This is a genomic window from Caulobacter rhizosphaerae, from assembly GCF_010977555.1.
In the GTDB taxonomy this organism is placed as follows: domain Bacteria; phylum Pseudomonadota; class Alphaproteobacteria; order Caulobacterales; family Caulobacteraceae; genus Caulobacter; species Caulobacter rhizosphaerae.
The window spans coordinates 2431319-2457157 of the sequence record NZ_CP048815.1 but is presented as its reverse complement, the minus strand read 5'-3'; the positions used below and the strand labels follow the sequence as shown (position 1 = coordinate 2457157).

General features: G+C 69.9%; 25 protein-coding genes. 16 read left to right on the top strand and 9 right to left on the bottom strand.

Annotation, left to right across the window (positions count from 1 at the left end; genetic code table 11):
* Window positions 1-17: 17 nt before the first annotated feature.
* Both G3M57_RS11345 and recG read left to right on the top strand, forming a co-directional pair.
* On the top strand, window positions 18-320 hold the full coding sequence (locus tag G3M57_RS11345; RefSeq protein WP_056752082.1) for a hypothetical protein: 303 nt from the start codon (window positions 18-20) through the stop codon (window positions 318-320).
* Between the two features lie 153 nt (window positions 321-473).
* Complete coding sequence (gene recG / locus G3M57_RS11340; RefSeq protein WP_163230568.1) at window positions 474-2564, top strand: ATP-dependent DNA helicase RecG; 2091 nt, start codon at window positions 474-476, stop codon at window positions 2562-2564.
* 5 nt (window positions 2565-2569) lie between these two features.
* Here the strand turns inward: recG and G3M57_RS11335 are convergent, their stop codons facing one another.
* The gene (locus G3M57_RS11335; protein ID WP_163230566.1) at window positions 2570-3703 is read right to left on the bottom strand and encodes a DUF3089 domain-containing protein; all 1134 of its coding nucleotides are present in this window, start codon (window positions 3701-3703) and stop codon (window positions 2570-2572) included.
* A 143-nt stretch (window positions 3704-3846) separates the two neighbouring features.
* On the opposite strand from G3M57_RS11335, the gene G3M57_RS11330 reads away from it, so the two are divergent.
* A complete protein-coding gene (locus G3M57_RS11330) occupies window positions 3847-4101 on the top strand; it encodes a type II toxin-antitoxin system VapB family antitoxin (protein ID WP_163230564.1) in 255 nt (84 codons plus the stop codon).
* Window positions 4098-4484: a type II toxin-antitoxin system VapC family toxin gene (locus G3M57_RS11325; RefSeq protein ID WP_208789670.1), complete on the top strand. Its 387-nt coding sequence runs from the start codon at window positions 4098-4100 to the stop codon at window positions 4482-4484. Before G3M57_RS11330 ends, G3M57_RS11325 begins: the two co-directional genes overlap by 4 nt.
* A 16-nt stretch (window positions 4485-4500) precedes the next feature.
* Here the strand turns inward: G3M57_RS11325 and rfaD are convergent, their stop codons facing one another.
* Entirely contained in the window at window positions 4501-5502 is a 1002-nt protein-coding gene (gene rfaD, locus G3M57_RS11320; RefSeq protein WP_163230563.1) for an ADP-glyceromanno-heptose 6-epimerase, read from the bottom strand.
* A gap of 60 nt (window positions 5503-5562) precedes the next feature.
* Between rfaD and G3M57_RS11315 the strand changes: the two genes are divergently transcribed.
* The 6 genes from G3M57_RS11315 to sseA all read left to right on the top strand — a co-directional run bounded on the left by G3M57_RS11315 (window position 5563) and on the right by sseA (window position 11443).
* Window positions 5563-7020 carry a cryptochrome/photolyase family protein gene (locus G3M57_RS11315; protein WP_163230561.1) on the top strand — a complete coding sequence of 486 codons (1458 nt, stop codon included), beginning with the start codon at window positions 5563-5565 and terminating at the stop codon, window positions 7018-7020.
* Between the two features lie 69 nt (window positions 7021-7089).
* On the top strand, window positions 7090-8325 hold the full coding sequence (locus G3M57_RS11310; RefSeq protein WP_163230559.1) for an SAM-dependent methyltransferase: 1236 nt from the start codon (window positions 7090-7092) through the stop codon (window positions 8323-8325).
* An 88-nt stretch (window positions 8326-8413) separates the two neighbouring features.
* Complete coding sequence (locus G3M57_RS11305) at window positions 8414-8695, top strand: hypothetical protein (RefSeq protein ID WP_056752064.1); 282 nt, start codon at window positions 8414-8416, stop codon at window positions 8693-8695.
* A 103-nt stretch (window positions 8696-8798) separates the two neighbouring features.
* Window positions 8799-9797, top strand: a complete 999-nt coding sequence (locus G3M57_RS11300) for a cysteine synthase A (protein WP_056752060.1) — start codon at window positions 8799-8801, stop codon at window positions 9795-9797.
* Between the two features lie 84 nt (window positions 9798-9881).
* Window positions 9882-10454 (top strand): N-acetylmuramoyl-L-alanine amidase, encoded by a 573-nt coding sequence (locus G3M57_RS11295; protein WP_156402102.1) that lies wholly within the window; start codon window positions 9882-9884, stop codon window positions 10452-10454.
* 119 nt (window positions 10455-10573) lie between these two features.
* Window positions 10574-11443 carry a 3-mercaptopyruvate sulfurtransferase gene (gene sseA, locus G3M57_RS11290; protein ID WP_056752055.1) on the top strand — a complete coding sequence of 290 codons (870 nt, stop codon included), beginning with the start codon at window positions 10574-10576 and terminating at the stop codon, window positions 11441-11443.
* Window positions 11444-11467: 24 nt separating this feature from the next.
* Here sseA and G3M57_RS11285 read toward each other — a convergent pair whose 3' ends face one another.
* Window positions 11468-12139: a class I SAM-dependent methyltransferase gene (locus tag G3M57_RS11285; protein WP_163230557.1), complete on the bottom strand. Its 672-nt coding sequence runs from the start codon at window positions 12137-12139 to the stop codon at window positions 11468-11470.
* A 290-nt stretch (window positions 12140-12429) separates the two neighbouring features.
* Here G3M57_RS11285 and G3M57_RS11280 point away from each other — a divergent pair, with 290 nt between their 5' ends.
* The 6 genes from G3M57_RS11280 (at window position 12430) to G3M57_RS11255 (ending at window position 16702) form a co-directional block, all read left to right on the top strand.
* Complete coding sequence (locus G3M57_RS11280; protein ID WP_082564450.1) at window positions 12430-12600, top strand: DUF1843 domain-containing protein; 171 nt, start codon at window positions 12430-12432, stop codon at window positions 12598-12600.
* A gap of 70 nt (window positions 12601-12670) precedes the next feature.
* Window positions 12671-12847 carry a DUF1843 domain-containing protein gene (locus tag G3M57_RS11275; protein ID WP_081942491.1) on the top strand — a complete coding sequence of 59 codons (177 nt, stop codon included), beginning with the start codon at window positions 12671-12673 and terminating at the stop codon, window positions 12845-12847.
* A gap of 39 nt (window positions 12848-12886) precedes the next feature.
* Window positions 12887-13063 carry a DUF1843 domain-containing protein gene (locus G3M57_RS11270; protein ID WP_081942498.1) on the top strand — a complete coding sequence of 59 codons (177 nt, stop codon included), beginning with the start codon at window positions 12887-12889 and terminating at the stop codon, window positions 13061-13063.
* A 90-nt stretch (window positions 13064-13153) separates the two neighbouring features.
* The gene (locus G3M57_RS11265) at window positions 13154-14683 is read left to right on the top strand and encodes a GDL motif peptide-associated radical SAM/SPASM maturase (protein ID WP_163230555.1); all 1530 of its coding nucleotides are present in this window, start codon (window positions 13154-13156) and stop codon (window positions 14681-14683) included.
* Window positions 14684-14837: 154 nt separating this feature from the next.
* Complete coding sequence (metC, locus tag G3M57_RS11260) at window positions 14838-15998, top strand: cystathionine beta-lyase (RefSeq protein ID WP_163233700.1); 1161 nt, start codon at window positions 14838-14840, stop codon at window positions 15996-15998.
* Window positions 15999-16159: 161 nt separating this feature from the next.
* Window positions 16160-16702: a DUF1697 domain-containing protein gene (locus tag G3M57_RS11255; RefSeq protein WP_163230553.1), complete on the top strand. Its 543-nt coding sequence runs from the start codon at window positions 16160-16162 to the stop codon at window positions 16700-16702.
* Here G3M57_RS11255 and G3M57_RS11250 read toward each other — a convergent pair.
* From G3M57_RS11250 to G3M57_RS11225, 6 genes are all read right to left on the bottom strand, one after another.
* A complete protein-coding gene (locus G3M57_RS11250; protein ID WP_163230551.1) occupies window positions 16699-17991 on the bottom strand; it encodes a DUF5690 family protein in 1293 nt (430 codons plus the stop codon). The two genes, G3M57_RS11255 and G3M57_RS11250, sit on opposite strands and share 4 nt — an antisense overlap.
* Before the next feature lie 120 nt (window positions 17992-18111).
* Window positions 18112-18873, bottom strand: a complete 762-nt coding sequence (gene cobA / locus G3M57_RS11245; RefSeq protein ID WP_056752042.1) for a uroporphyrinogen-III C-methyltransferase — start codon at window positions 18871-18873, stop codon at window positions 18112-18114.
* Complete coding sequence (locus tag G3M57_RS11240; protein ID WP_163230549.1) at window positions 18866-21571, bottom strand: nitrate reductase; 2706 nt, start codon at window positions 21569-21571, stop codon at window positions 18866-18868. The genes cobA and G3M57_RS11240 overlap by 8 nt, the downstream gene beginning before the upstream one ends.
* On the bottom strand, window positions 21564-21908 hold the full coding sequence (gene nirD, locus G3M57_RS11235; protein WP_056752034.1) for a nitrite reductase small subunit NirD: 345 nt from the start codon (window positions 21906-21908) through the stop codon (window positions 21564-21566). Before nirD ends, G3M57_RS11240 begins: the two co-directional genes overlap by 8 nt.
* On the bottom strand, window positions 21905-24361 hold the full coding sequence (gene nirB, locus G3M57_RS11230; RefSeq protein WP_369800252.1) for a nitrite reductase large subunit NirB: 2457 nt from the start codon (window positions 24359-24361) through the stop codon (window positions 21905-21907). The genes nirD and nirB overlap by 4 nt, the downstream gene beginning before the upstream one ends.
* Window positions 24362-24384: 23 nt before the next feature.
* Window positions 24385-25608, bottom strand: coding sequence for a nitrate/nitrite transporter (locus G3M57_RS11225; protein ID WP_163230547.1), 1224 nt, complete (start codon window positions 25606-25608; stop codon window positions 24385-24387).
* Window positions 25609-25839: the final 231 nt, after the last annotated feature.

Below are 25839 nucleotides of genomic sequence, written 5' to 3'. Positions count from 1 at the left end.
CTGTGAGGCGAGGTCCAGTGAAACCCTATATCGATCTGCAAGGCGCATCAGGCGCCGTCTACCGTTACAAGCTGGCCGAGGATCGCGATCCTCGGACGACGATCGCTGGCAACTTCGTCTTCGTCGACGCCACCGGAACCGTCGTCTACGCCGGCGAGGCCAACAACCTGCACGGGGCCGGCAATCGCTTCCCCGAGGCGGCGATGAAACACAAGGCCGAGTACCTCTACACCCGCCTGAACGTCTCGGGCGCCTCGCGCTCGGACGAGTTGCAGGACATCCTGGCCGCGCTGAATCCGGCCATGAACAAGGGCGAATAGGCCCGCCTTCGGGTTTCGGGGGACGACATAGGCGTCACCCCCGGGATCCGTTCGGCCTTTTACGGCCGAGCTTCCTTCGAAATCGCTGAACGGCACGAAAAGAGAACACGGCGGCGTCCACATCCGTCGCGGGCTTCGCTATGGTGGTCCCACATGCGCCCCGAGATTCTCTTTCCGCTGTTCACGCCGGTCTCCACGCTGAAGGGCGTAGGGCCGCGCGTCGCGCCGCTGGTCGAGCGGCTGGCGGGGCCGATCGTCCGCGACGTGCTATTCACCCTGCCCCAGGGCCTGGTCCGCCGCACGGCCACCACCTCGGATCGCGCCGTCGACGGCCAGGTCCAGACCTTCCTGGTCACCATCGACGCCCACCTGCCGCCGCAGCGCTCCGGCCAGCCGTGGCGGGTCCGCGCCTGGGACGAGCACGGCTTCGTCACCCTGACCTGGTTCAAGGGCCACGGGCCGCACCTGGAGCGCCAGCATCCGGTCGGGGCCCGGCGGGCGGTCAGCGGCAAGGTCGAGCGGTTCGGCAGCGAGATCCAGGTCGCCCATCCCGACTACCTGCTCGAGGCCGAGCGGGTCGGCGAGATCCCGCCGATCGAGCCGGTCTATCCGGCCACCGCGGGCCTCCCCTCCCGCACCTTCCGCAAGTTCGCCCAGGAAGCCCTGGAGCGGGCCGCCGCCCTGCCGGAGTGGCAGGATCCGGCCTGGCTGGCCAAGAGCGGCTTTCCGGCTTGGCGCGAGGCCTTGGCCCTGGTCCACGGCCCGCAGGCCGAGATCGACCTGTCGCCGATGTCGGTCGCCCGCCGCCGCCTGGCCTATGACGAACTGCTGGCCCACCAGCTGGCCCTGGCCCAGCGCAAGGCCGGCAAGCGCTCGCACCCCGCGCCGCGCATCGTCGCCGGTCCCCTGTCGGACTCCGTCGAGAAGGCCCTGCCCTTCAGGCTGACCGGGGCTCAGATCCGCGCCCTGTCTGAGGTGCGCGGCGACATGGCCAGCGGCGAGCGCATGGGCCGGTTGCTGCAGGGCGACGTCGGCTCGGGCAAGACGGTGGTGGCCATGCTGGCCATGGCCGACGCGGCGTCCAGCGGCCTGCAGTCGGCCCTGATGGCCCCGACCGAGATCCTGGCCCGCCAGCACTACGAGACCCTGGCCCCGCCGCTGGAGGCGCAGGGCCTGGCGGTGATCCTGCTGACCGGCCGCGACAAGGGCTCGGCCCGGGCGTCGAAACTGGCCAAGCTGGCCGACGGCTCGGCCGCCGTGGCCGTGGGCACCCACGCCCTGTTCCAGGACGACGTCGCCTTCAAGGCCCTGGGCCTGACGATCATTGACGAGCAGCACCGGTTCGGCGTCAACGAGCGCAAGCGGCTGCAGGACAAGGGACTTATTGATGGCTTAGGGGGCGCGCACCTGGTGGCCATGTCGGCCACGCCGATCCCGCGCACCCTGGAGCTGACCGTGTTCGGCGACCTGGACGTCTCGCGCATCGACGAAAAGCCGCCGGGCCGCACCCCCGTCGCCACCCGCGCCGCGCCCACCCCGCGCATTCCCGAGATCATCGAGCGGCTGAAGGCGGCCGCCCAGGCCGGGGCCCAGGCCTTCTGGATCTGCCCGCTGGTCTCGGAGTCCGAGAAGATCGACCTGCGCGACGCCGAGCAGCGGGCCGCCGCCCTGCGCCAGGCCATCGGCCCCAGCGTCGGCCTGGTCCACGGCCAGATGCCGGCCGCCGAGAAGGACGCGGTCATGGCCGACTTCGTCGACGGCAAGGTGTCGGTGCTTGTGGCGACCACGGTGGTCGAGGTCGGGGTCAACGTGCCCAACGCCAGCATCATGGTGATCGAGCACGCCGACCGCTTCGGCCTGGCCCAGCTTCACCAGCTGCGCGGGCGGGTGGGCCGCGGGGCGCGCGAGAGCTCGTGCGTGCTGCTCTACGACCCGCCGCTGTCGGAGACCGCCCAGCAGCGGCTGGACATCCTGCGCCGCAGCGACGACGGCTTCGAGATCGCCGAGAAGGACCTTGAGCTGCGCGGCGGCGGCGATCCGCTGGGCCTCAAGCAGAGCGGCTTCCCGGCCTACAGGCTGGCCGACCCGGTCGCCCACCGGGACCTGATCGCCGTGGCCGCCGACGACGCCCGGCTAATCCTGGCCCGCGACCCCGACCTGACCTCGCCCCGCGGCCGGGCGGTGCGCACCCTGCAGGAACTGTTCGACTGGAAGGCCGCCTCGCCGCTCAACGACGCAGGTTGAACGGCTTAGCTGGAAACCTGCGGAACAGGTCCCTGCCGCTTCAGCGCCGCGACCCGCGCCAGGGCGTCGGCCTCGATGTCGGCCCAGAACAGGTTGAAGCCGTCCACCTTGCGACGGTCGGTCCACGAGCCGCTGTCGCGCAGCGAGGTCGATTTCGGACGGCCTGTGTGCAGCAGGCCGTTCTGGCACTGGGCCCAGACCTGGCGCTTGAGCAGGGCCGGCCGCGCCCCCCACTCCAGGCCGGTGGCGTTGGCCGCGCCGAGGTTCAGCCTGGCCGGGGCGCGGACGTCGCTGCGCGCGCCCAGCAGCGGGTTGACGCAGAGCGGCAAGCGGCCGTCCAGGGTGACCAGCTCGCCGCCGGCGTTCCAGACCAGCGAGCGATTGGTCAGCTCCTGGGCCTGCTGGAAATCGCCGTCGACCAGTGAGGCCCAGGCGACCACGCAGCCCGCCTGGGCGCGGCTGGCGCAGGCCGGCACGGCCGCCCCTGGGCCGAACGCGTCGGCCGGGACGACGGTCTCGATCAGATAGGCTCCGGCCAGCCGGCCTCGCAGCGCGGCGTTGGGGGCGATCTCCTCGTTCAGCAGCCGTTCGGCCAGGATGCCGCCCTGCTCCACCCCGACCAGCACGATCGGCCGCCCGTGGTTGTCGTGCTCGAGATAGCGGCGGAAGGCGTCGCGGACGTCGTCATAGGCGAAGCGCCGGGCGTCGCGGGCGTCGTCGCGCAGGGTCAGGAATGTGTAGAGGCTGGCCTGGCGATAGCGCGGGGCGAAGATCCGGCCGACCCGCGCGAACGGGGCGGCGTAGTTGGGCAGCCTCACCCGGGCCAGGTCGCGCGCCGCCTTGGGCTGGTCGAACGGCGCGTTCCAGTCCCGGCCGCCGTCATAGCTGGTGGGATGGACGAAGAAGACGTCGGCTCCGCCCCGGCTCGCCGCGCCGTGCTGAGGCAGCAGGGCCCAGGCGTTCGGCCGGGCGTAGTCGGGCGCCGGCGGCGGGTCGTAGGTCTGGAACGGGATCTTGGGATCCAGCGTGGTGCGCAGGATGTCGTAGCGCCAGTAGAACGCCGCCGACACGACCAGCGCCAGGAACAGCACCGCCCCCGCGAAGATCCAGCGCTTGAAACCCTTGAACCGGTCGGCCATGGGCCCTGGTTACACGAACCCGCCGCGTCGCGCGAGACAGCCTGGAGTCTCGTGGCGGTCGAAGGTGGCGCCCCTGACCAACGCCGCGCTCCCAATCATGGCTTGGTTTGGAGGCTGTATTGATCGGATGTATATACAGGACCATGAGCCTGTACATCCGCAGCGAAGAAGCCGACCGCCTCGCTCGCCAGTTGGCGGAGCGGACGGGACTGACCCTGACCGACGTCGTCACGCGGGCGTTGCGCGCCGAACTCGACCGCACGCCAGCGACGCCGGAAGCCCTGGCCGCGCGGCTGGCGCGGATCCGGGCGATCCAGGCCAGGGTCAGGACCTCGCCCGTACTGCAGGAAGGCTCCGACGACACCCTGCTGTACGACCGGGACGGCTTGCCGAAGTGATCGTCGTCGATACCTCGGCGCTGATCGCGATCTTCCAGGGCGAGCCCGACGCCGAAGCCCTTCTCGACGCGATCATCAAGACGGAAACCGCGCTGATCGCCGCGCCGACGCGCCTGGAGGCCTTCATCGTCGCCAGCCGTCGCCACGGCGCCGTGCGCGCGGCCGAGTTGACGGACCTGATCGCCGCCCTGAACCTAACGACGGTGGCGTTCGACGGGGCCCTGGCCGATGTCGCCCAGGCGGCCTACCGAACCTTTGGGCAAGGCGCTCACGGCCTGAACTACGGCGACTGCTTCAGCTACGCCCTGGCCAAGTCGCGCGACCTGCCGCTGCTGTTCAAGGGCGAAGACTTCGCCGTCACCGACGTGCGGCGGGCGGTCTGACCGTCAACCGCGCGCCTCAGCGGTACGGATCGTCCGTGTTCAGGAACCCGCAGACATAGTCCTCGACGCCGTCCTCCAGCGAGGTCATCGGCGCGTTGTAGCCGGCGGCGCGCAGGCGGCTCATGTCGGCTTGCGTGAAGTACTGGTACTTGCCGCGCAGCACCTCGGGCATGTCGAAATAGTCGACGTCGGGCTCGCGGCCCACGGCGCGGAAGGTGGCTTCGGCCAGGGCCTTGAACGAGCGCGCCTTGCCCGAACCCAGGTTGTAGATCCCATTGACGTGCGGGCTCTTGGCCAGCCAGGCGACCACGTCGGCCACGTCGCGCACATAGACGAAGTCGCGCAGCTGGCCGCCATCCTCGTAGTCGGGGTGGTGCGATTTGAACAATCGCACCCCCTCGCCCGCCGCCACCTTGGGCCAGATCTGGCAGACCACCGACTTCATGCCGCCCTTGTGGTCCTCGTTCGGCCCGTAGACGTTGAAGAACTTCAGCCCCACCCACTGGGTGGGGGCATGGCCGCGGGCGGCCTCGCGGACGGCGTAGAGGTCGAACAGCGCCTTGGACCAGCCGTAGGCGTTCATCGGCCGCAGGGCCTTGAGGCTTTCCAGGTCATCCTTGCCGTCGAAGCCTTGCAGGCCATCGCCGTAAGTCGCCGCCGAAGAAGCATAGATCAGCCGCCGCTGATGCTGGGCGCACCACCGCCACAGGTCGCGCGACAGCACGAAGTTGGACTGCACGATCAGGTCGGCGTCCGGCTCGGTGGTCGAGGAGATCGCCCCCATGTGGATCACCAGCTCGACCTCGTCGCCACGCTGGGCCAGCCAGTCGGACAGGGCCTCGGGGGCCACGAAGTCGGCGATCGCCGCCTTGGCGATGTTCTTCCACTTGTTCTGCGCGGCCTCGCCCAGCCAGTCGCACACCACCACGTCGAGGCTGTCGTCCTCGCACAGCTTGGCCACGATGTTGGAGCCGATGAAGCCGGCGCCGCCGGTGACGAGGATGACGCGTCTGGACATGAGGGGCGTTATGGCACAGGGGGCGGCGGGGGCAAGCATTGGGGCGAGGACGGAGCGAACGTGCGGATCGATCGGGACGGCCCTGTCATCGTCTGGCTGCGCAACGACCTGCGCCTGGCCGACAACCCCGCCCTGGCCGCCGCGGCGGCCACGGGGCGGCTGGTGATACCGCTCTACATCTTCGACGAGTCCCCAAGCGTGCGGCCGATGGGCGCCGCCTCGCTATGGTGGCTGGACAAGTCGCTGACCGCCCTCGCCGCCTCGCTTGAGGCGATCGGCTCGCGGCTGATCCTGCGGCGCGGCCCGACGCGCGAGGTCCTGGAGGACCTGATCGCCCACGCCCAGCCAGCGGGCGTGGTCTGGAACCGGCTCTACGACGCGGCGTCGATCGACCGCGACGGCGGCCTCAAGGCCTGGCTGAAGGACGAGGGGATCGCCTGTGAGAGCTTCAACGCCGGCCTGCTGAACGAGCCGTGGACGGTGAAGAACGGCGCCGGCCAGCCCTACAAGGTCTTCACCCCCTATTGGCGCGCCGCGCGAGACCGGCTCCATCACGTCCAGGTCGAGCCCGCCCCGAACGCCCTGCCTGCGCCGGCGCGCTGGCCGCCGACCGAAGCCCTTGAAAGCTGGCGCCTGCACCCGACTAAGCCGGACTGGTCCACGCGGTTCGACCTGTGGACCCCCGGCGAGGGTGGCGCGGCCGAACGGCTGGACGACTTCCTGTCCAGTCCTGTCCAGCACTACGACCGCCAGCGCGACCTGCCCGGCGTCGAGGCGACCTCGCGCCTGTCGCCGCACCTGCATTTCGGCGAGATCGGTCCCCGCCAGGTCTGGGTCGCGGCCCGCAACGCGGTCGAAGCCGGCGACGCCCCGGCCGGCCCCGTCGAGACGTTCCTGTCCGAGATCGGCTGGCGCGAGTTCAACCATTCGATCCTGTTTCACAACCCGGACCTGCCGAAGGCCAATTTCCGACCGGAGTTCGACGGCTTTCCCTGGATGCGCGACGACGCCGCGTTCGAGGCCTGGACCCGGGGCGAGACCGGCTATCCGATCGTCGACGCCGGCCTGCGCGAGCTGTGGGCCACCGGCTTCATGCACAACCGGGTGCGGATGATCGCGGCCTCGTTCCTGGTCAAGCACCTGCTGATCGACTGGCGGGCCGGCGAGGCCTGGTTCTGGGACGCGCTGGTCGACGCCGACCTCGCCAACAACGTCGGCAACTGGCAGTGGGTGGCCGGCAGCGGGGCCGACGCCGCGCCCTATTTTCGGATCTTCAACCCGATCGCCCAGGGCCAGAAGTTCGACCCCGTCGGCGCCTATGTCCGTCGGTGGGTTCCGGAACTGGCGAGCCTGCCCGACGCCCTGATCCACGAGCCCTGGAAGGCTTCAGCGCAACTCGACCCCGCCGCCAGGCGTATCTACGGCGAACCGATCGTGGGGCATCCGGCGGCGCGCGAACGCGCGCTCGCGGCCTATCGCGGCCTCAAGAGGGAGCAGATTTCTCGCGAGGGCCGATAGTCCTCCCCATTTACAGACCGGTTCCGAGAGTTCTTAACTTCGTCAATCAAGTTAGGGATGGGAGCGTCGATGACCGATATCCTGCCTGCGACCTGGCCGGCCACGGCCCGCGACCCCGAGTTGCGCCGCGCCCCGGCCGCCTTCCGCACCGCCCTCCGCGTCGCCGTGGAGAACTGGGCGGCCGGCGACCTGACCTTCGTCCTGCCCTCGGGCAAGCCGCTGCGCATCGTCGGCAAGGCGCCGGGCCCGGACGCGGTGATCCGCATCCATGACTACCGGTTCATCCGCCGGGCCCTGGCGGCCGGGGACATCGGCTTCGCCGAAGGCTACATGGCCGGCGAGTGGGACACGCCCGACCTGTCGGCGGTGCTGGAGGCGTTCTCGCTGAACTTCGACCGGCTGACGGCCCTCGTCCGCGGCAATCCGGTGATGCAGGCTGTCAACAAGCTCTACCACCTCTTTCATCGCAACGATCGGGTGGGCTCCAGGAAGAACATCCATGCCCATTACGACCTGGGCAACGCCTTCTATTCCCGCTGGCTTGACCCCAGCATGACCTATTCCTCGGCCCTGTACGAAAAGCCCGGCCAGCCGCTGGACCAGGCCCAGCGCGCCAAGTACGCGGCCCTGGCCCGGTCGATCGGCCTCAAGCCCGGCCAGCACGTGCTGGAGATCGGCTGCGGCTGGGGCGGCTTCGCCGAGTTCGCGGCCCGGGAAGTCGGCGCCAAGGTCACCGGGGTGACCATCTCCCAGGCCCAGCACGACTTCGCCAAAAAGCGATTGTTCGACCAGGGCCTGGCCGAGAAGGCCCAGATCCGGCTGATCGACTATCGCGACGTTCAGGGCCAGTTCGACAGCGTCGCCTCGATCGAGATGTTCGAGGCGGTAGGCGAGGAATACTGGCCCACCTATTTCGGCAAGATCCGCGAGGTGCTGTCGCCCGGCGGCCGGGCCGGCCTGCAGATCATCACCATCCGCGACGAGCTGTTCGCCAAGTACCGCAGCCACACCGACTTCATCCAGCGCTACGTCTTCCCGGGCGGCATGCTGCCCAGCGAGGCGCGCCTGAAGCAGGAGACCGCCGCCGCGGGCCTGGCCTGGACCGACATCAACCGCTTCGGCCAGAACTACGCCGACACCCTGGCCGAATGGGCCACGCGGTTCGAGGCGGCCTGGGACGACATCAAGGGCCAAGGGTTCGACGAGCGGTTCCGCCGGCTGTGGCGGTTCTATCTCAGCTATTGCGAGGCCGGGTTCCGCACCGAACGCACCAATGTGATCCAGCTAGGCCTTTCCCGCGCCTAAAAGAGGGGCCCAGACCTGGCGAAGGCCGGCGTCCATCCCGACCTCTGATCTGTATCAACAGCGCGAGCGCGCGTGCGAGGTCGGCGCGATGAACCTCTATACCCTGGTCCTGGATTTCCACGGCGGCACCTACATCACCCAGTTCGACGCTGCGACGGCGACGGACGCCGTCGCCGCCTGGTGCAAGGAGCTGGAGGACGAGCAGCTGCTGGGCGACGCCTCGTTCCCCGTGGCCGAGGGCATCATGGTCGACGCCATCGAGAACCACCTGGTCGAGGTCGAGGGCCTGCACGGCGCCTGGTGCGCGGCTGCGTCGGTCAACGGCGCCCTGGCCTTGCTGAACGTGATCATCACCCAGCGGCTCGATTGACCTGCGCTGAAACCGTCCGGGGCGTCTTCAGGAAATCTGGCCTTGCCTGAGGACCGCGCGTCACGATCTACCCTACCACCTCCCGACCGGCCGGACTGAAGAGATGACCGTAAAGACCAGCGTCCTGGACGCTATCGGCGATACGCCGCTGATCCGCCTCAACCGCGCCAGCCAGGCCACCGGCTGCGAGATTCTCGGCAAGGCCGAGTTCATGAACCCCGGCCAGTCGGTCAAGGACCGCGCCGCCCTGGGGATCATTCGCGACGCCGAGGCGCGCGGCCTGCTGCGGCCCGGCGGCCGGATCGTCGAGGGCACGGCCGGCAACACCGGCATCGGCCTGGCCATGGTCGCCTCGGCCCTGGGCTACAAGACCACCATCGTCATCCCGCGCACCCAGAGCCAGGAGAAGAAGGACGCCATCCGCCTGCTCGGCGCCGAGCTGGTCGAGGTGGACGCCGTCCCCTACTCCAATCCCGACAACTACGTCCGCTATTCGGGCCGCCTGGCCGAGGAACTGGCGAAGACCGAGCCAAATGGGGCGATCTGGGCCAACCAGTTCGACAATGTCGCCAACCGCCAGGCCCACTTCGAGACCACCGGGCCGGAGATCTTCGAACAGACCGACGGCGGGGTGGACGGCTTCATCTGCGCCATCGGCTCGGGCGGCACCCTGGCCGGCGTCGCCGCCGCCCTGCGGGCCCGCAAGCCATCGGTGAAGATCGGCCTGGCCGATCCGCACGGCGCGTCGCTGTACAGCTGGTACGCCGAGGGTGAGCTGAAGTCGGAAGGGACCTCGATCAGCGAGGGCATCGGCCAGGGCCGGATCACCGCCAACCTGGAAGGCCTGGCGATCGACCATCCGTTCCGGATTAGCGACGAGGAGATGCTGGAACAGGTCTTCGACCTGGTGCAGCACGAGGGCCTGTGCCTGGGCGGCTCGACGGGGATCAACGTCGCGGGCGCTGTGCGCATGGCCAAGGCGATGGGGCCGGGCCACACCATCGTGACCATCCTCTGCGACCATGGCTCACGCTACCAGAGCAAGCTGTTCAACCCCGCCTTCCTGGCCGAGAAGGGCTTGCCGACGCCGCCTTGGATGTAGGGCGCCGCGCCGGGAGCTGACCAAAAAGTTGCAGAACTCAACCGTCCGGTGCAGGATCACGCCAAGTCGCACCGGGAGGGCCTGATGGCTTGGAAGGGTATTGTCGGCAAGAGCTTTTCACCCGAGTCGTTCGAGACCTACTGCGAGGCTTTGACCTGGTCGGCCTGGCGGCCGAAGTTCATCGCCCTGCACAACACCGGCGTGCCCTCGCTGGCCCAGAGGCCGCAGGGCTTCACCCAGACCCACATCGCCAACCTCGAGGCCTATTACCGCGACAATCAGAAATGGAGCGCGGGGCCGCACCTGTTCGTCGATGACCGGCAGATCTGGGTCTTCACGCCGCTGACGGTGTCGGGCGTCCACTCCCCCAGCTGGAACAGCATCGCCCTGGGCCTGGAGATGCTGGGCGACTACGACAAGGACCCGTTCGACGGCGGCCGTGGCGCGGCGGTGCGCGACAACGCCGTGGCGGCCATGTCCACGCTCTCGGCCGTGCTGGGCCTGGACCCCACGACCATGAAGCTGCACCGCGAGGATCCGGCCACAACCCACGCCTGCCCGGGCAAGAACGTCAAGAAGCTCGACGTCATTCAGCGCGTGCAGGAGAAGATGGTCCAGGAAACCAAGGAGCACTCGCTGCACGAGGCGCATCCGTAGTTTTCTCCCCGGATCGGGGGAATGCGGAAAGGCGGGCTCGGCGCCTTGCCCCTCAAGGCCGATCGCGTGATCTTGCCCGCCTTCTCGAAGGGGCGAGTCAGACCCCGAAAGGCCCTGCGATGACCCATGCCGATCCGCTCGTCTCGACCGCCTGGCTGGCCGAGCATCTCGACGCCCCCGACGTGCGCGTGGTCGACGGGTCCTGGCACATGCCGGCCGCCCAGCGCGATCCGAAGGCCGAGTACGACCGGGCCCACATCCCCGGGGCGGTGTTCTTCGACATCGACGACATCGCCGACGAGACCTCCGACCTGCCGCACATGTTGCCCTCGCCGATCAAGTTCGCTTCACGGGTCAAGAAGCTGGGCCTGGGCGACGGTTCGAGGATCGTGGTCTACGACACCAGCGGCATCCTGCCAGCCGCCCGGGTCTGGTGGGAATTTCGCGCCATGGGCCACGAGGACGTGGTGGTGTTGGACGGCGGCCTGCCCAAGTGGATCGCTGAGGGCCGCCCTGTCGACGACCTGGCCGTCACGCCGCAGGAGCGCCACTTCACGCCGCGCTACCAGGCCGACATCGTCCGCTCGCTGGACCAGATGAAGCGCAACCTGGAGAAGTCGCCTGAAGATCGGGGTCGCGAGCAGGTTATCGACGCCCGCGCCGCCGGCCGCTTCGAGGGCCGCGACCCCGAGCCCCGCGCCGGCCTGCGCGGCGGCCACATTCCCGGTTCGCGCAACGTGCCGCTGTCGGCCCTGCTGGCCGCCGACGGGACCCTGCTGCCGGCTGACCGGCTGGCGGCCGTGTTCGAGGCCGCCGGGGTCGACATCGATCGACCAATCGCCACCACCTGCGGCTCGGGCATCACCGCCGCCGTGGTCGCCCTGGCCCTGGCCCGCCTCGGCAAGCCTCGGGCGGCGGTCTATGACGGCTCGTGGACGGAATGGGGCGGCCGCGAGGACGTCCCGGTGGCGACGGGGGCGGCGGTCTAGCTGAGCAACGGGAGACGTGTAGCGTCACGCCGACTCCCACAGCCGCAGCTCGCGCCCCGCCACGCCCTCGGCCTCGACCGGCAGTTCGCGCAGCCAGGGCGCCTGGGCGAAGGCCCGGTTGCTGGTCGAGACCGAGGCCACCACGATCCGCCGCCGTCGCGCCTCGGCCTCGAGCCTCGCCAGCACGGGGGGCAGGAGGCGCGGCAGCACGGCGTTCATCATGCAATAGACGTCAGCGGCGGGCCACGGCGCCGTCAGCAGGTCGCCGGCCGCGAAGCTCACCTGGGCCAGGCCCAGAGCCCGCGCCGCCCGCGCCGCCTCCTCCGCGCGCTCGGGCACCAGCTCCAGCCCGTGGGCGGCCAGGCCATGGCGCAGGCCCCCATAGAGGCCGAACCGCCCATAGCCGCTGCCCAGGTCCAGCAGGCTGAGGCCGGGACGCGCCCGGAGTTCGGGCTTCAGGACGCGGTAGAAGGCCCGCACCACCGCATAGGCCAGGTCGCCCTGGTCGAAGCGCTGCACGCCGTGCCGGTCCAGCAGGCGCAGGGTGTCGAGCCGGGCCTCGACCGCCGCGATGCGCAGGCCCAGGGCCGCGTCGAGCTCGGCGTCGACGATCTGCGCATCGTCGCGATCCAGGGCCAGGATCAGCCGCCGCGCGGCCTCCGGATTGACGTCCGATCCGCCCTCGATCGCGTCCATGACCCCCTCTCCATCGGCTGAAGGATATAATCGCTATACTATCATAAAATCTCCATACAGCCTTTAGTTGACAAAGCCGCGGGTTTCCCCGAACCTCGCGGACAGGAGGAAGGATCGCGATCTTTCTCCGCCGCCACTGCGTGATCGGCCGTGGCGCGCCATCGACAGTGCCGCTTATCGCCTCAATCCGCCGCCGAACGCTCTCCAGACGGGATCGCAGCCTCGACGCCTAGCGCCGGGCCGGCGACGCCTGCGCCCGCGCTCGGCCCGGCCCAACCCCGGAGTCTCCCATGACCCCCATCCCGCTCTACGGACAAGCCATCACCGACGCCATCGCCGGCGGCGACCTGGATCAACTGCGCAAGCTGCAAGCCCTCGCCGAGTCTCATGTGGAGGAGCACGGCGACATCGGCGCCCTGCTGACCCAGCTCAAGGTCGAGATCGCCAAGCTGAAGCGCTGATCGCGCCAACCTGAAACACGCCCCCTGAATCACGCCCAAGGACAGGCCCCGGGGCGACGGAGGAAACACCATGAGCATCAAACCCTACGGCGTGGCCGTGACCGACGCGATCGCCTCGGGCGAGCTGGCCCGCCTGAAGGAAGCCGAGGCCGCCGCCGAGGCTCACCTGAAGGAATACGGCGATATCCCCGCCCTGCTGGCGGTGCTGAAGGTCGAGATCGCCAAGCTCGAGAAAAGCCGCGGCTGACGCCGTCCCCCCAACCCTTTCCCATCGGAGGTCATGACCATGGCCATCGTCATTCTGTACGGACAAGCCATCACCGACGGCATCGCCAAGGGCGATCTGGCCGAACTGCAGCGCCTGCACGACCAGGCCGAGGCCCACTTGCGGGAATATGGCGACATCCCCGCCCTCCTGGCCCTGCTGAAGGTGGAGATCGCCAAGCTGGAACGCGGCCGCTGAGGCCCACCCCGCCCTCCCCCCCGGGACGCGCGGCCTGACCGCGGCGCGTCCCGATCTTTTCCCATCCCGCGCCCCTGAAGGATCGACACGATGACGGACGCGATCTCGCTCGACGCCGACGCGCGGCCCCCCGTCACGACGCCGCCCGTTACGACGCCCTCGGTCACGACGCCCGCCGGCAAGCCCGTCCGCTACCGGTTGGAGCGCGACTATACCGAGCTGGTGCCCGTCCATGTGGTCTGGGAAGTCACCCTGGCCTGCAATCTGAAATGCCAGCACTGCGGCTCGCGAGCCGGCCGGCCGCGATCGGACGAGCTGACCACCGCCGAGGCGCTGGAGCTGATCGACCACTTGGCCGCCCTGGGCACGCGCGAACTGACCCTGATCGGCGGCGAGGCCTATCTGCGCCGCGACTGGATCGAGCTGATCCGCCGCAGCCGCCAGCACGGCATCCGCACCGGCGTCCAGACCGGGGCTCGCAACCTGACCGACAAGCGCCTGGACGAGGCGGTCGAGGCGGGGCTGCAGGGCCTGGGCGTGTCGATCGACGGCCTGCCCGACCTGCACGACCGGGTGCGCGGCGTGCCCGGCTCGTACGATCAGGCGATCGACGCCCTCAGGCGCGCCAAGGCCCGGGGCCTGGCCGTCTCGGTCAACACCCAGATCGGAGCCGAGACCGCGGCCCACCTGCCCGAGCTGATGGACCGGATCATCGAAGCCGGCGCCACCCACTGGCAGATCCAGCTGACGGTGGCCATGGGCAACGCCGTCGACAACCCGGAACTGCTGCTGCAGCCCTACCAGTTGCTGGACGTCATGCCGCTACTGGCCCGGCTGTACGACGAAGGCCAGGCCCGGGGCCTGCTGATGGTGGTGGGTAACAACATCGGCTATTTCGGCCCCTACGAGCATATCTGGCGCGGGTTCGGCGACGAGACCGACCACTGGAACGGCTGCTCGGCCGGCCAGACCGGCATCGGCATCGAGGCCGACGGCACGATCAAGGGCTGCCCGTCCCTGGCCACTTCGCTCTACACGGCCGGCAATGTCCGCGACATGACCGTGGCCGACATCTGGCGCCACAGCGAGAAGATGAGCTTTGGCCGCCTGCGCGACGTCGAGGAACTGTGGGGCTATTGCCGCACCTGCTACTACGCCGATGTCTGTCGGGCCGGCTGCACCTGGACCTCGGAATCGCTGCTGGGCAAGCGCGGCAACAACCCCTACTGCCACCATCGCGCCCTGGACCTGGCCAAGCACGGGCTGCGTGAGCGGGTGGTCAAGATCAAGGAGGCGCCGCCGGAAAGCTTCGCGGTGGGCGAATTCGCCCTGATCACCGAGGCCATCCCCGGCGCGGAGGCGACGCCCCTGCCCGTCCGCGATCCGGCGGCGGTGCACGTCGCGCCGCGCGAGCGCTCGGCCGCCGGCGGCGCCCTGCCGCCCAGCCTCAAGCCCTGCGCGGCTTGCGCCCACTATATCTGGCCGCACGAGACGACCTGCCCGCACTGCCAGGCCGACGTCGCCGAGGCCGAGGCCGGCCGCCAGGCCGACACCGAACGCCGCCGCGCCCTGATCGCCGAGGCGACGCGGGTGCTGGGCAGGCTGGGCGTGGGGGCGTAGCCGGGGACAGGCGCATGCGCTTGTCCCCCGACCGCATCTTGAGCCCCCCGTCAGGTCCGCTCTCCGTTCAGCCAGGATTTCCAGCCTTGAACCGGCTCGCCCCCGCGCCGTAAACCACCGGGTGTCGCCGTCGTCGCCCGAGTCCCCCATGCCCCTGGATGAAGAAACCCGCCTGGTCCGCAAGGGCGCTCCGCCCAAGGGCGGCTCGGTGCTGGCCCGCACGGTCAATCCGCCGGTCCAGCGCGGCTCGACGGTGCTGATGCCCAACGCCGCTTCGCTCTATGACGACAGCCAGCTGACCTACGGCATCACCGGCCTGTCCTCGCCGGCCAACCTGCAGCTGGCCCTGGCCGAGCTGGAGGGATCGCCGGACGTGACGTTGTACCCCTCGGGCCTGGCGGCGATCACCGGCGTCATGCTGGCCCTGCTGAAGGCCGGCGATGAGATCCTGGTCGTCGACAGCGCCTACCGGCCCACCCGACGGTTCTGCGACCGGGTGCTGGCCCGGTTCGGCGTCGCCACCACCTACTACGATCCGGCCCTGTCGCCCGACGCCCTGATGGCGCTGTGCACCCCGCGCACCCGACTGATCCTGCTGGAGGCCCCGGGCTCCCTGACTTTCGAGATGCAGGACATCCCGGCCATCGCCGCCGCCGCCAACGCCCGCGGCGTGCTGACGATGATCGACAACACCTGGGCGGCCGGCTTCTACTTCAAGCCCCTGGCCCACGGGGTGACCATCAGCGTCCAGGCCCTGACCAAATATGTCGGCGGCCATTCGGACGTATTCATGGGCAGCGCCGCCACCGCCGACAACGTGATCGGCAACCAGCTGGGCGACGCGATGTGGGACATCGGCTGGTCGGTGTCGCCCGACGACGCCTATACCGTGCTGCGCGGCCTGCGCACCCTGGCCACCCGCCTGCCGGCCCACCAGGCCAAGGGGCTGGAGATCGCCCGCTGGCTGCAGCGGCGGCCCGAAGTGGCCCGCGTGCTGCATCCCGCCCTGGAGACCGATCCCGGCCATGCCCTGTGGAAGCGCGACTTCACCGGCGCCTGCGGCCTGTTCGGCGTGGTGCTGAAGCCTGCGTCGCAGAAGGCCGTCCACGCCTTCCTCGACGCCCTGGACCTGTTCGGCCTGGGCTTTTCCTGGGGCGGCTACGAGAGCCTGGCCATCCATTGCGACCCGCAGCTGAAAAACCGCACCGTGCCGGTGAACCTGGAAGGCCCGCTGCTGCGCCTGCACGTGGGCCTGGAGAACACGGCCGACCTGATCGCCGACCTGGAACGCGGCTTCGCGGCCCTGAACGCCTAAATCGAGGCGGGACGGCGCGGTCGCGAAGGTCTAGAGCATTTTCAAGCGAAGTGGCCTCCGGTTCGCGTGAAGAAAATGCGCGAAAACAAAAACCTAGACCTCCATCCTGACGAAGTCAGGACGAAGGTCTAGACAACCGCCTCGTTCGAAAGGCCTCGACCATGACCGTCCACATCGCCCTGCTGCGCGGCGTCAACGCCGCTGGAAACCGCCTGGTCACGGCCGACGAGCTGATCGCCCTGCTGACCGACCTGGGCCATGCCGACGTCCGCGCCGGCCCCAAGGTCGGCGACCTGGTGTTCGCCAGCGGCGAGCAGACGGGCGCCGAGCTGCAGACCCAGATCGAGACCGCCCTGATGGAGCGGTTCGCCCTGCGGACCGATGTCTATGTGCGCACCGCCGACGCCTGGCGGGCCCTGGTCGCCGCCAATCCGTTCCCCGAATTCGCCGCCCAGGATCCCGGCTGGCTGATGACCCTGTTCCTGAAGGACGCCCCGGACAAGAAGGCCGTCGGCGCCTTGCGCACGGCGATCCGCGGCCGCGAGCAGGTGCGGGCCGAAAGCCGCCAGCTCTACGCGACCTATCCGAACGGGATCGGCGGCTCGAAGCTGACCAACGGCCTGGTCGAGAAGACCCTGGGAACGCGGATCACCGGCCGGCCGTGGACGACCGTCCTGGCGCTGGAGGCGATGCTGGGCGGCTAAGCCCTGGTTCTGGGCAATCTGAGCAGCATCCACGCCAGCCCCACCCCGGCCACCCCGATGACCGAGGTCGCATAGGCCGCCCCGGCCAGGAAGCCGCTCCAGGCCAGCTCCAGCTTGGCGAAATAGCGGGCCAGCAGCAGGGAGACGCTGCCGACATAGCCGCAGGAATCGGCGACATAGATCAGGAACCCCGCCGTCCCCACCTGGCCCGTGGCGGCGATCAGCCGGTCGAACAGCATGCCATTGAACGGGGTGTAGGCCATGTAGATCCCCGCGCCGGTGGCGATCATCCAGGCCACGGGCCCCAGCAGGCCGACCTGCCGGGCCAGGGTGGCGGCGCCCAGCAGGGCGAAGCCCAGGGCCACGAAGGCGAAGTTGAAGCCGACCGCCCGGCGGTTGTCGCGCACCAGGCTCAGCACGCCCAGCCCGACCAGGACGATGGCCGCGACCGGGATCTCGGACAGCGAGAAGATCGCCGCGGCATTCTTGAAGCCCAACTCGGCCCAGATCTCGGCGGCGAAGTTGTCGCGGAAGTCCCGCAGGGCCGTCAGGACGACATAGACCCCCACCAGCAGCACCAGGGCCGGAGCGTGGGCCGCGAACATGGCGGCGCGGGCCCTGGCGTTCATGGGCGCGCGACGTACCCGGGCGGCCTCGTCGGCCGGCGACGGCGGCGGCAGCTGGGTCAGGGCCGCCACGGCCAGCAGCAGCAGCGGCGTGAACATCAGGCCGGTCAGGGCCGGCATCCAGCGCTCGTCGACGCCCTGCAGCAGCAGGCCCTTGCCCACCGACTTCACCACGCCCGAGGCCAGGATGAAGCTGGCGCACAGCATGGCCCCCAGCACCTCCGACAGCCGCCGCCCCTCGACGAAGCCGAACACCAGCCCCCAGATCATGCCCAGGCACAGGCCGTTGACGAACAGGGCCGGCGGACCGGCGACCGCCGGTCCCAGGCTCAGGCCCAGCAGCGACAGCTCGGCCCCGCCGATCAGGACCAGGATGGCCAGCCAGCGCCGCTCGGGCCGCATCTCGGAGATCACCTTGATGCCGATGATCTTCGACACGGCGTAGCCGGCGACCTGGGCGATCACCAGGGCCACCTTGAAGTCGATGGCGAGCGGCCAGCCGGCCATGTGGTCGTAATGGGCGGCCGTGAACGGCTTGCGATAGGCGAACATCGAGAAATAGGCCGCGAAGGCCGCCAGCCCGCCGTAGACGGCGAAGGCCCAGGGCGGCGCCGTGGCCAGGGCGCGGGTGATCGGGTTTCGACTCGGTGTTGCGTTCCCCATGCCCCATGGGCGGGCCGAAAGGGGAGATCCGTCAAGCCCGGCGGGGACGCTCCCTTGCAGCGTGTCCCATTTAGCGCCGGACTTGGTGGGGACACGCCGCAAGGGCGCGTCCCCGGCTCGCTAGGCCGTCCGCGCCAGCAGCGCGTCCTGGTCCGTATCGACAGCCTGGGCCTGGGCGGCCACCTCGCCGACGACGATGACCACCGGGCCACCGTGGCTGTCCAGGCGTTCGGGCAGAGTCTCCAGCGTACCGTGGAAGATCCTGGCGTTGGCCCCGCCCGCCTGCTCGATGGCCACGGCCGGGGTGCCGGGCGCGCGGCCGGCGGCGATCATCCGCGCGCACAGGGCCTGGGCCACCTCGCCGCCCATATAGACCGCCAGGGTCGCCTGCGGATCGCCGGCCGCGCTCCAGTCGCCGCTGAGCGTCCCGGCCTCCAGCCGCGCGGTGGTGAACACCACGCGCCGGGCCTCGCCGCGATGGGTCAGGGGAAAGCCGAACTGGGCGGCGGCGGCGCAGGCGGCGGTGACGCCAGGCACCACCTCGACAGACACGCCGTGCTCGCGCAGGAAGGCCGACTCCTCGCCCACCCGGCCGAACACCGAGGGGTCGCCGCCCTTCAGCCGCACGACGCGCAGGCCCTTGCGCGCCAGGCGCAGCATCAGGCGGTTGATCTCGTCCTGGTGCATGCTGGGCTTGCCGGCCCGCTTGCCGGTCTGGATGCGCACGCAGCCGGCCGGGGCCAGGGCGATGGCCTCGTCGCTGATCAGGGCGTCGTAGAGCAGCGCCTGGGCGCTCTCCACCGCGCGCACGGCCCGCAGGGTCATCAGGTCGACCGGACCGGGACCGGCCCCGACGAGCAGGACTTGGGCGGCGTCAGACATGGGCTGGCTCCTTGGCGGGAACGGCGGCGGTCGCGGCGATCATCCGGGCGATCTCGGGACGGCAGGACCCGCAGTTGGTCCCCGCCCCTGTGGCGGCGCCGACCGCGTCGGGGCTGGCGGCTCCGGCGACGATGGCGGCCTGCACCGCCCTGGCGCCGACCTTCAGGCAGGCGCAGACCAGCGGCCCCTTGTCGACCGGCGCGCCGGGCGGACGGCCGAACAGCAGGGCCGAGCGGGCGTCCTGGCTCAGCTCGGACTCGGCGAACAGCTCGGCCAGCCAGTCGCGCGGCGGCAGGCGGCCGTTGATGGTGATGTACAGGACCGCCACCAGCCGGCCGTCGCGTAGCCAGGCGTCGCGCCGCGCGCCGGTGGCGACGTCCTCATAGGTCACGAGTTCGCCGACGAGACCCTTGACGAGCCCCTTGCGCAGGGCGGCGCGCTCGACTTCGTCGCCCCGGCCGGCGAACTCGTGTTGCTGGCAGGCGTCCTGGGGAATGCGCCGCCAGACGAGGTCCAGACCCGACGGAAGGGCGAGGCTGTCCCGCGTGAGGAAAAAGCCCTTCCAGGTCTCGCGATAGGGGCGGAGCCGGGCGGGGGTGTGTTTGAACTCCGGCTGGCCGGAGGTGGGGTCGAGGTTGGGCGCGATCAGGTGATTGGAGCGGCCGGACGGCGCGAAGGCGTCCGTCCAGTGCATCGGCATGAACAGGCCGCCCGGCCGCTGGCGCTCGGTGACCTTGGCCAGGGCCACGGCCTCGCCGCGCACCGTGATCACTCGGGCCAGGGCGCCGTCCTGGACGCCCAGGGCCTCGGCGTCGGCCGGGTGGACCTCGACGAACGGCTCGGGGGCGTGGCGACACAGGTCCGGGGCCAGGCCGGTGCGGGTCATGGTGTGCCACTGGTCGCGGATGCGGCCGGTGTTCAGCGACAGCGGATAGGCCGCGTCCATGGCGTCCGCGGGACCCTTGGGCCGGACGGGGACCATCCGGGCGCGGCCGTCGGGGGTTTGGAAGCGGCCGTCGGTGAACAGGCGGGGCGTCCCCCGGCCATCCGCCCGGACCGGCCATTGGATCGGCAGGAGTTGGTCGTAAGTCTCTGGCGTCAAAGTCGAAAGCCCCGCCAGGTTCAGGACGCGGCCGGTCTCCTCGCCGGTATTCTCATAGGCGGTCAGGCGGGCCCATTCGCGAAACACGCTGGCCTGGGAGGACCAGCCGAAGCCGTCGAAGCCCATGGCCTTGGCGACGTCGGCCACGATCCGCCAGTCGGCGCGGGCCTGGCCCGGCGCGGGGAACAGCGCCCGTTGGCGCGAGATTCGGCGCTCGGAATTGGTGACCGTGCCGTCCTTCTCGCCCCAAGCCAGGGCCGGCAGCTTGACGTCGGCGAAGGCCGTGGTGTCGGTCTCGACGCAGTCGGACACCACCACGAACGGACAGCGGTCCAGCGCCTCGCGGACCCGGCCGGCGTCGGGCAGGCTGACGGCGGGATTGGTGGCCATCACCCACACGGCCTTGATCTTGCCGGCGTGGATGGCCTCGAACATGTCGACGGCCTTCAGCCCCGGGGCCCGGGCGGTGTCGGGCGCGCCCCAGAAGCGGGCCACGCGGTCGCGGTCGGCCGGGGCGAAGTCCATGTGGCCGGCCAGGGTGTTGGCCATGCCGCCGGTCTCGCGCCCGCCCATGGCGTTGGGCTGGCCGGTGATCGAGAACGGACAGCTGCCGGGCTTGCCGATCCGGCCGGTCGCCAGGTGGACGTTGAGGATCGACAGGCCCTTGGCGGTGCCCTGGGCCGACTGGTTGGCTCCCATCGAGAACAGGCTGACTGTCTTGGGATTGTCCGCGAACAGCTTGTAGAAGCTCAGCAAATCGTCGAGCGCTAAACCGCAGTCGGCGGCGACGGCGGCCGGCGACTGGTCGAGCTCCGCGAGCGTCGCCTCGACCGCGTCGAAGCCGTCGACGTGGGCGGCGATGTAGTCGCGGTCGACGGCGTCGATGCGGATCAGGTGGGCCAGCAGGCCGTTCCATAGCCGCACGTCGCTCTGTGGCGCGATGGCCAGGTGCAGGTCGGCGCCCTCGGCGGTGTCGGTGCGGCGCGGGTCGATGACCACGTGCTTCTGGCCGCGCGCCTTGGCGGCTTCCATGCGCCGGAACAGCACCGGGTGGGTCCAGGCGGCGTTGTGGCCGCTGAACACCACCAGGTCGGCCAGGTCCAGGTCCTCGTAGCAGCCGGGCACCAGGTCGGCGCCGAACGCCTGCTTGTGCGCCGCCACCGCCGAGGCCATGCACAGGCGGCTGTTGGTGTCGATGTTGCCCGAGCCGATGAAGCCCTTCATCAGCTTGTTGGCGACGTAATAGTCCTCGGTCAGGATCTGGCCCGAGACGTAGAAGGCCACACTGTCGGGACCGTGCCTGGCGATGGTGTCCCTGAAGCGCTTGGCCACCAGGGCCGTGGCGTCGGCCCAGCTAGCGGTCTTGCCGTTGACCGTCGGCTCCAGCAGCCGGCCCTGCAGCCCCACCGTCGCGCCCAGCGCCGTGCCCTTGGAGCACAGACGGCCGAGGTTGGCGGGGTGGGCCGCGTCGCCGGCCACCGACAAGGCGCGGCCGTCCGAGGACGGCGCCTGGCCGACCGCGCCCGACACGCCGCAGCCCACCCCGCAATAGGGGCAGGTCGTCTTGACGAGCGCGGCGGCCGAACCGTCAGCCATGGAGATCAAGGCTCAGCAGCAGGCGGCCGTCGCGCACCTCCAGCGGCACCACGGGCGTGCAGCCCTTGCCCTTGTCGGCGCCCATCGGCTCGCCGCTGGCCAGGTCGATGTTCCAGGCATGCAGCGGGCAGCTCACCGCCCGGCCATGGACGATGCCCTGGCTGAGCGGACCGCCCTTGTGCGGACAGGCGTCCATCAGGGCGAACACCTCGCCGTCGCCGGTGCGGAAGATAGCGATGTCGCCGCGCGGGCTGGGCACCCGGCGCGCCCCGCGACGCGGGATGTCGGTCACGGCGCCGACATCGACCCAGACGGGGACCTTCACATGCGCGTTCATGCGGGAACGAACTCCATCCGGCGGCTCATGGGGGTGAATTCCTCGGTGTGGCGCCCGGCCACGCGCTCGGCCCACGGATCGATGCGGGCGAAGCGCTGCGAGAAGACGAACCGGTCGTAGAGCGCCTTGCGCTGGTCGGGATCGGTGACCTGCGCCTGGATGCTCTCCAGGCCCACGCGCGCCATCCACTTGTAGACCCGCTCCAGGTACCAGCCTTCCTCGCGGTACAGCTGCATCGCCGCGGCGATCACCCAGACAGCTTCGTCCTCGGTCGCCACCCGGGTCAGCACCTGGGTGCCCTGGATATGCAGACCGGCGGCGCCGCCGATATGGATCTCGTAGCCGCTGTCGACGCAGACCACGCCGAAGTCCTTGCAGGTGGCCTCGGCGCAGTTGCGCGGACAGCCCGACACCGCCAGCTTGACCTTGGCCGGCGCCCAGGAGCCCCACAGGAACTTCTCCAGGCGGACGCCCAGGCCCGTGGAATCCTGGGTGCCGAACCGGCACCAGTCGCTGCCGACGCAGGTCTTCACCGTGCGCAGGCCCTTGGCGTAGGCGTGGCCGCTGACCATGCCCGCGGCGTTGAGGTCGGCCCAGACGGCCGGCAGGTCGTCCTTCTTGACGCCCAGCAGGTCGATCCGCTGGCCGCCAGTGACCTTGACCGTCGGGATGGCGAACTTGTCGGCGACGTCGGCGATCGCCCGCAGTTCGTCGGGCGTGGTCACCCCGCCCCACATCCGCGGCACGACGCTGTAGGTGCCATCCTTCTGGATGTTGGCGTGGACGCGTTCGTTGATGAAGCGCGACTGCTTGTCGTCGCGGTATTCCGACGGCCAGGCGCACAGCAGGTAGTAGTTCAGGGCCGGCCGGCACGACGAGCAGCCGTCGGGCGTGGTCCATTCCATCGCCTGCATGACGGCCGGCATGGACTTCAGCTCCCACTCGACGATGGCCTTGCGGACGTCGGAGTGCGGCTTGTGCGTGCACTTGCACATCGGCTTGGGGCCGGTCTGTTCCTTGAAGCCGTCGCCCAGGGTCAGCTTCAGCACCTGCTCGACCAGCGGCGTGCACGAGCCGCACGAGGCCGAGGCCTTGGTGACCGCCTTCACGTCGTCCAGGGTCGTCAGGCCCTGGGTGGTGATGGCCGAAACGATCGAACCCTTGCAGACGCCGTTGCAGCCGCAGATTTCCTGCGTGTCGGGCATGGCCGCAACGGCGGCGTTAGGGTCCAGGCCGGACAGCCCTTCCGTGATGGCCTGGCCGAAGATCAGGGTTTCGCGGATGTCGGTGACCGTGGTCCCGGCCCGCATCAGGTCGAAGTACCAGTTGCCGTCGGCGGCGTCGCCGAACAGCACCGCCCCGGCCACCTTGCCATCCTCGATGACCACGCGCTTGTAGACGCCGCGGCCGGCGTCGCGGAACACGATGTCCTCGCAGCCTTCGCCGCCCGAGAACTTGCCGGCCGAGAACACGTCGACGCCCGAGACCTTCAGGCGGGTCGACAGGACCGAGCCCTCATAGGCCCCCTCCCCGTCGGTCATCGACTCGGCCAGCGAGCGGCACATCTCCCAGATCGGCGCGACCAGGCCGTAGCAATTGCCCCGGTGTTCGGCGCATTCGCCGACCGCGAACACCGCCGGATCGGAGGTGCGCATGGCGTCGTCGACCACTATGCCGCGATTGACGGCCAAGCCGGCGGCGCGGGCCAGAGCGGCGTTGGGCTTGATGCCCACGGCCATGACCAGCAGGTCGCACGGCAGGGTGCGGCCGTCCTTGAGCTTGAGGCCGGTCACCTGGCCGTTCTCGCCGACGATCTCCTCGGAGTGAGCGCCCATCACCGTCTCGACGCCGCGCTCCAGCAGGGCCTCGCGCAGCAGGAAGCCGGCGCTTTCGTCCAGCTGCCGCTCCATCAGGACGTCCATCAGGTGGACGACCGTGGCGGACATGCCGCGGCGGGCCAGGCCGTAGGCGGCCTCCAGGCCCAGCAGGCCGCCGCCGATGACCACGGCCTTGGCGCCGGGCTTGCCTGAGGCGGCGACCATGGCCTCGACGTCGTCCAGGTCGCGGAAGGTGACCACGCCCTTCAGGTCGATGCCCGGCAGCGGCAGGCGGAACGGGTCGGAGCCCGTGGCCAGGATCAGCTTGTCGTAGGGAACTTCCAGCCCGCCCTCGGCGACCACCTTGCGGCCTTCCAGATCGACCGCCGTGACCGCCCGTCCGGCGTGCAGGGCGATGCCGTTGTCGGCGTACCAGGCCTCGTCGTTGATCACGATGTCGGCGAAGGACTTTTCCCCCGCCAGCACCGGCGACAGCATGATGCGGTTGTAGTTCACCCGCGGCTCGGTCCCGAAGATGGCGATCTCGTAGCGGTCGGGATCGCGCTTGAGGACTTCCTCGACCGCCCGGCAACCGGCCATGCCGTTGCCGATGACGACCAGCTTTTCCTTGGTCATGGTTTTGCTCACTGGGAAAAGGATCAGACGCGGATCGGAGCGGCGGAGTCGCCGTGCAGGGTGGGCCAGACGGCCCGCCAGCGGGCCTTCAGGCTGTGCAGGGCCACCAGGGCGAACACCGCCAGGGCCGCGAAGCCGAGGAAGCCGACCTGGTAGGAGCCGGTCATCTTCTTGGCCATGCCCAGGCTGGAGGCCAGGTAGAAGCCGCCGACGCCGCCGGTCATGCCGATCAGGCCGGTCATGACGCCGATCTCCTTGCGGAACCGCTGGGGCGCCAGCTGGAACACCGCGCCATTGCCGGCGCCCAGGGCCAGCATCGAGAACATCAGCACCGCCAGGGCGACATAGGCCGAGGGCATCTGGAAGCTGGCCGTGGCCAGGCCGGCGGCGGCCAGGGCGAAGACGACGCTCAGGGTCCGCACCCCGCCGAAGCGGTCGGCCAGGGCCCCGCCGACCGGGCGGATGAACGATCCGGCGAACACGCAGGCGGCGGTGAAGAAGCCGGCGGTCACGGGCGAGAGGCTGTATTCGGCGTTGAAATAGATGGTCAGGGACGAGGCCAGGCCGACGAAGCCGCCGAAGGTGACCGCGTACAGCAGCATCAGCCACCAGGCGTCCGGAACCTTCAGCACGTCCAGGTACTCGGCCAGCTTCTTGGGCGCGGGCTGCTCGGGGGCGTCCTTGGCCAGAAGCATGTAGATGACGAAGGCGACGGCCAGCGGGATGGCCGCCATGCCGATCACGTTCTGCCAGCCGAAGGTCTTGGCCAGGATCGGCGCGAACAGGGCGGCCAGGGCGGTGCCCGAATTTCCGGCGCCGGCGATGCCCAGGGCCAGGCCCTGGTGCTCCTGCGGATACCAGCGCGAGGCCAGCGGCAGGGCGACGGCGAACGAGGCGCCGGCCACGCCCAGAACCAGGCCCAGGGCCAGCACCTGGTGATAGTTGTGGATGCCCAGAAACCAGGCCAGGACCAGGCCGGCCAGTACGATCAGCTGACCCATCATCCCGGTCTTCTTGGGGCCGATGCGGTCGACCAGCACCCCGTTGACCAGGCGCAGCACCGCGCCGGCCAGGACGGGAATGGCCACCATCAGGCCCTTCTGCGCGGGATCGAGGTGGAAGTCCTTGGCGATGGCCACGCCCAGCGGGCCCAGGATCACCCAGACCATGAAGCTCAGGTCAAAATACAGGAACGCGGCGAACAGGGTCGGGGCGTGGCCGGCCTTCAGGAAATCACGAGAGAGCATGGTATGCCTCGGATGTGCGTGTCTGCGAGAGCGAGGCGCGGGCGCCTCAGGTGGGTGACCGCATCCGAGCGGTCGTCTCTGGCAGCCACGGACGCCGTTGTCCGAAGGCTTGATGCAAGTGAAGGCGCGGAAGGCGGACGGAGTCACGCGCCATGCTGCGTTGCGGCGCGATCCGAACCGCATCGTCCAGTTGCTCAGCAAATAGGCGGCGGCGCTGCTTGAAACATGAGC